Consider the following 5,488-nt stretch of genomic DNA (forward strand, 5'->3'; position numbering starts at 1 on the left):
AGATAATAAATAAAGGTTATGGAAATAACATTAAAAACTGAATTTGGAAAAGAATTTTGGTTTAATTTAAATAAAAATATAAATAATTATTTTAATAAAAACACATTCAAAATCAACGATTTTAATCATGATTCGCATTAACATGGACTACTCTAAATTTAAAATTAAATTTAAAATTAAGATATAATGTTAATATAAAAAATTTGATATAAAACAATGATTAAAATAATTACAGAAAATACAACAATCATTATAAGATACAAATTGTAAAAAAAGATGATAAAAATGATAATCGAATATTTAAGTGATTTTAATTGTCCTTATTCATACATTGGATTAAATCGCATCATAAGTGTATGCAATGACCTCAATTTAGATGTTGAATGGGAAATGAAATCCTTCGAACTCGAACCTAAATTAACCAATATTCCATCAAACAGTATAGAGAGATATGCGATTAAAAATGGAATATCCGTTAAAGATGCTGAAAGGGCAATTGAAGAGATAGAAAAAATTGCTCAAAATGAAGGAATAGAAATGAACTACAAGAATATGCAACTTGTAAGTTCAAAGGATGCACATAGAATTGTTAAATATTTAGAGCGTTATTACCCTGAACTGACTCAAAAATTTGTTTTAAAAACATTTGAATATAATTTTATTAAAAATGAAAATATTGCAGACCACGACATCCTAATAGAAATCACATCTTCATGTGGATTGGATAAAAATGAAATTAAAGAATTTTTAAACAAGAAAACTTACTCTGTTGAAGTTGATCTTGACATGGATGAAGCTATTTCAAATGGTATAAGCACAACTCCATATTACTTCATAAACTACAAGGATGAAAGGTTAATGATTCCTGGAGTTTTTGAAAAAGAAGCTTTTAAAATTGCATTTGAGGATTTAATCAACGGTGAGATGGAAAAGAAAACATTTCTCTAAATCTATTAAAAACTTATATAAAAGAATTAAGATAAATTACTTTGATGATTTTAAAAACACCACATAATCCTCTAGAAATCAAAATAACCTATGCAAATACATTTTACAAACGTTTTAAAGGATTGATGCTAAAAAAAGATTTTGATGGAGGATTAGTATTTACAAATCTTAAAGATTCTGGCATTCATACTATTTTCATGAGATTTGAAATAGATATCTATTTTTTTGATGAAAATAAAGTAATTTATGAAAAAGTCAGATTAAAGCCATGGAAATTTTATAGACCAAAAAAACCAGCTAAATTTATATTAGAAACAAAAAAAGATAAGTTAAAATTGAAAATAGGAGATTGCTTAGATTTTATCTAAGACTTCTTCCGGATTTTCAAATATCTGAATATTATCAATACTAGCTAATTTACGGGTATTTTCAATATCAATATCCCTCATGTAGATTGTTACAATTTTACCTTCAGAAATTGCATCATATGGGCAGGAGTTTCTACACAAACCACATCCGATACATTTTGTCAAGTCAATTTCTTCATGAGGAATTATTGCACCCTGTTCACATGCAAGAGCAGCAACACAATCATCACAGGAGTGACATTTAGACAATTCCATTTTAGATGGAAGAACTGTGTCAATTGGACCTGGATGAATATCAACTGGCACCATATATACCGGTACAGCACCTTTTCCAGATTGAGCAACAGCATTGGTCACTAAAGTGTCTGCAATCCCATGAACAATTTTTGAAACTGTATTTGCTGTAGCTGGTGAGACGATTAATAGGTCATACTTTCCAAGAGAAAGACGACCAGTTATTGGATATGAAAATTTTTGATTGGAATCAGTCGCAAGTTCACGGTATTTTCCACCAGTTAAACGTTCAACTCTTTCATAAAGGCCATACATTCTAAGAACTTCTTCAGAAGCCCCAGACAAGAATATAGTAACTTCATGATCTTTTGCGAGTTTTTCAGCCACTTGTACTGATTCTCTGAGTAAATGACCCGCTCCAGTAAATGCAAATCCTATTCTCATTTTAATCTATAATCTATGATATTGGTAAGCTTCTCTATCAGAGAATGAATAATCAAGTTTAGTGTATTGATTCATGAATTCAGCTACTTCATCAGCAATGTTTTCCTTATCAACAGCAACACGTTTAATGAATTCTGCAACTTCATCCATTTCTTTTTCTTTCAATCCTCTTCTAGTAATTTCTTGAGTACCTATTCTAATACCTGATGGATCATCTGAATTGTCTCTATTATCCCCAGGCAAGAGATTCTTATTTAAAACAACATTATTATCAGCTAATTCACGAGCAATATCAGATGCAGATCTAATGTTACTTAAATCTACTGCAATTTGGTGAGATTGAGTAAATCCTTGTTCTTCGCATAATACATCGAAACCTCTTTCATACATTGCTTGACCTAATGCTTGAGCATTTTTAATGATTTGTTTTGCATATGCTTCACCAAATTCTAACATTTCAGTAGTTGCAATACCTAAACCAAGTAAGTGGTGTAAATGATGGTTACTTACGACACCTGGGAATACTGCTTCATCAATGATTTCTGCATTTTCTTCATGTGAGAGAATAATTCCTCCTTGTGGACCAGGGAAGGTTTTGTGAGTACTTCCCATCATTAAATCTGCTCCTTCTTTAAGAGGTTGTTGGAATTGTCCTCCAGCAATTAAACCTAATACATGAGCTCCATCGTACATGATTTTTGCACCAACTTCATCAGCTGCTTCACGTGCTTCTTTAATTGGGTGAGGGAATAAGAATAAACTTCCACCGAATAATACAATTTGTGGCTTTTCCTCAAGGATTTTTTTGTTCATTGCATCAATGTCAATGTTCATAATATCTTTATCTAATGGATGGAAAACTGTTTTTAAACCACGAATACCTGCTGCACTTACATCAGCGTGAGATATGTGACCTCCAGAAGGTACTTCCAATGCCATTACTTTTTCACCAGGTTTAGCAAATCCAAAGAATGCTGCAAGGTTTGCAGTTACTCCAGAAACCGGTTGAACATTAGCATAATCACAGTCATATAATTTACAAGAAAGCTTTTTAGTCTTATCTTCAATTAAATCAACATATTGACATCCTTCATAGAACCTTTCAAATGCTTGTCCTTCAGCATATCTGTGAGCAAAATCAGTAGCTAATGCTTCGGTTACTTCTACACTTGTAACATTTTCAGAAGCGATGAGGTTAACACTGTTTCTCATATATTCAGTATGTTCTTTTGCAATTTTTTCAAAATTTAAAATTTCATCATGATAATTAGTCATTTACTACACCTAATATCCAATTAAATATCTATGATTTAATTTTTGTTTATCTTATAATATAAGATTTATGAAAAAATAGAAAAATTATAAAACTGCAAATAAAAAAATTCTTAAAAATTAGCTTAAAAAAAAATAAAAAAAGAAATAGAGATATAATCTCTAAATCTATTTACCTAAGTCTTCAAGAGCAGCACTGATTTGTGCCATAATTTGCTCGGTTTTGAAGTGTTGTTGGTTCATTGCACCAGATGGACATGCACCTACACAAGTACCACATCCTTTACATAATGCGGAGTTAATTTGTGCAAATTCTTTTCCACCTACACCAGTTGCGATAGAAATAGCTGCATATGGACATAATTCAACACATACTTGGCAAGCACCACAAACAGCTTCATCATTGGATGCAATAATAGGTTCGATTTCTACTTCTCCTTGTGCCATTGGAATAGCTGCTCTGGATGCTGCAGCTGAACCTTGTGCAACAGAGTCAGGAATATCTTTAGGACCTTGTGCTACACCAGCAATGTAAACACCGTCAGTTAAAGTGTCAACAGGTCTGAGTTTTGGGTGAGCTTCCATGTAGAATCCGTCTGCAGATTTTGAAACACCTAAGGTTTGTCTGAGTTCGTCAGATCCTGCAGAGTGTTCGAGACCTACGCTTAATACAACTAAATCGTAAGTGTATTCAGTTACTTTACCGAGTAAAGTATCTTCTGCTCTGATAGTTAAGGTTAAATCATCGTTTTCGAAGATTTGAGCTGGTTTACCTCTGATAAATTCAATTCCGTATTTTTCTTGAGAAGTTTTATAAAACTCTTCGTATCCTTTACCGAATGCACGGATATCCATGTAGTAACAGGTAACTTCAGTATCAGGTTCGTGATCAATACATAATTGAGCATTTTTCATGGAGTACATACAACATACTCTGGAACAGTAAGGTTTACCGATTGTTTCATCTCTTGAACCTACACAGTGGATGAATGCAACACGTTTAGGTTCGAGACCGTCGGAAGGTTTGATTACGTGACCACCAGTAGGACCAGATGCGTTAATCATCCTTTCAATTTCCATAGCAGTAATAACGTTAGTGTAACGTCCGTATCCGTATTGGTAAATTCCAGATGGGTCGAATGGGTCGTAACCGATAGCTGCTACAATAGTACCAACTTCTAATTCAATTTCAGTAGCTTCTTGGTTGTGGTCGATTGCTTCAGGCCCACAAACTTGAGTACATAACATACATTCGATACAGTAATCTTTATCAATAGTTGCACATAATGGTACAGCTTGAGGGAATGGGATGTATGCAGCTTTTACCATACCTACACCTTCGTCGTAGTAGTTAGGTATTTCGATAGGACAAGCATCTACACAAGATCCACATCCAGTACAGAGATCTTCATCTACGTATCTAGCTTTTTTCTCTACTTTTACAGTGAAGTTTCCGATATATCCGTCTACTTCTTTAACTTCTGCGTAGGAAATTAATTCGATGTTTTCGTGTTTTGCACAATCTACCATTTTAGGTGCTAAAATACACATTGAACAGTCAAGAGTAGGGAAAGTTTTATCTAATTGTCCCATTCTTCCACCAATGGTTGGGTTTCTTTCTACCATGTAGGTTTTGAATCCCATATCACCTAAATCTAATGCAGTTTGAATACCACATACTCCACCACCGATAACTAATGCTTTGTCATCTACTGCTACTTTAGTAGCTTCTAATGGTTCGAGTAATCTTGCTTTTGCAACAGCCATACGTACTAAATCTTTAGCTTTTGCAGTAGCTGCTTCAGGTTCGTTCATGTGTACCCAAGAGTCTTGTTCCCTTAAGTTAGCGAATTCAAATAAAAATTTGTTTAATCCAGCTTCTTCTACACATCTACGGAAAGTAGGTTCGTGAAGACGAGGAGAACATGCTGCAACAACAATTCTGTTTAAGTTTTTCTCTTTAATGTCTTCTTGAATCATAGCTTGACCTGGGTCAGAACACATGTATTTGTAGTCAGTTGCGTAGACTACATTTGGTAATGAACTAGCATATTCTGCAACATCAGGACAGTCTACAACTCCACCAACGTTTACACCACAGTGACAGACGTAAACTCCAATCCTTAATTCTTCGTTATTATCTCTTTTTTCTTCTGCCATATAATTCACCTTGTACAAGTCGTGAAAAATATCTAATATATATAAAAAATTGCAATTTTTTA

5 protein-coding genes are annotated in these 5,488 nt (G+C 33.4%); 2 read left to right on the forward strand and 3 right to left on the reverse strand.

What is annotated here, in order from left to right; genetic code table 11:
• Nucleotides 1-285: 285 nt before the first annotated feature.
• Nucleotides 286-948 (forward strand): DsbA family oxidoreductase, encoded by a 663-nt coding sequence (locus ACR0P1_RS07445; protein WP_432645774.1) that lies wholly within the window; start codon nucleotides 286-288, stop codon nucleotides 946-948.
• 44 nt (nucleotides 949-992) lie between these two features.
• Nucleotides 993-1,316 (forward strand): DUF192 domain-containing protein, encoded by a 324-nt coding sequence (locus ACR0P1_RS07450; protein ID WP_432645775.1) that lies wholly within the window; start codon nucleotides 993-995, stop codon nucleotides 1,314-1,316.
• Here ACR0P1_RS07450 and ACR0P1_RS07455 read toward each other — a convergent pair.
• The 3 genes from ACR0P1_RS07455 to ACR0P1_RS07465 form a co-directional block, all read right to left on the reverse strand.
• Nucleotides 1,302-1,994, reverse strand: coding sequence for a dihydromethanopterin reductase (acceptor) (locus ACR0P1_RS07455; RefSeq protein WP_432645776.1), 693 nt, complete (start codon nucleotides 1,992-1,994; stop codon nucleotides 1,302-1,304). The two genes, ACR0P1_RS07450 and ACR0P1_RS07455, sit on opposite strands and share 15 nt — an antisense overlap.
• Before the next feature lie 6 nt (nucleotides 1,995-2,000).
• Nucleotides 2,001-3,269: a serine hydroxymethyltransferase gene (glyA, locus tag ACR0P1_RS07460; protein ID WP_432645777.1), complete on the reverse strand. Its 1,269-nt coding sequence runs from the start codon at nucleotides 3,267-3,269 to the stop codon at nucleotides 2,001-2,003.
• Nucleotides 3,270-3,434: 165 nt separating this feature from the next.
• Nucleotides 3,435-5,426, reverse strand: coding sequence for a 4Fe-4S binding protein (locus ACR0P1_RS07465; RefSeq protein WP_432645778.1), 1,992 nt, complete (start codon nucleotides 5,424-5,426; stop codon nucleotides 3,435-3,437).
• Nucleotides 5,427-5,488 lie beyond the last annotated feature (62 nt).

This window comes from Methanobrevibacter sp. (assembly GCF_050872065.1).
In the GTDB taxonomy this organism is placed as follows: Archaea; Methanobacteriota; Methanobacteria; order Methanobacteriales; family Methanobacteriaceae; genus Methanocatella.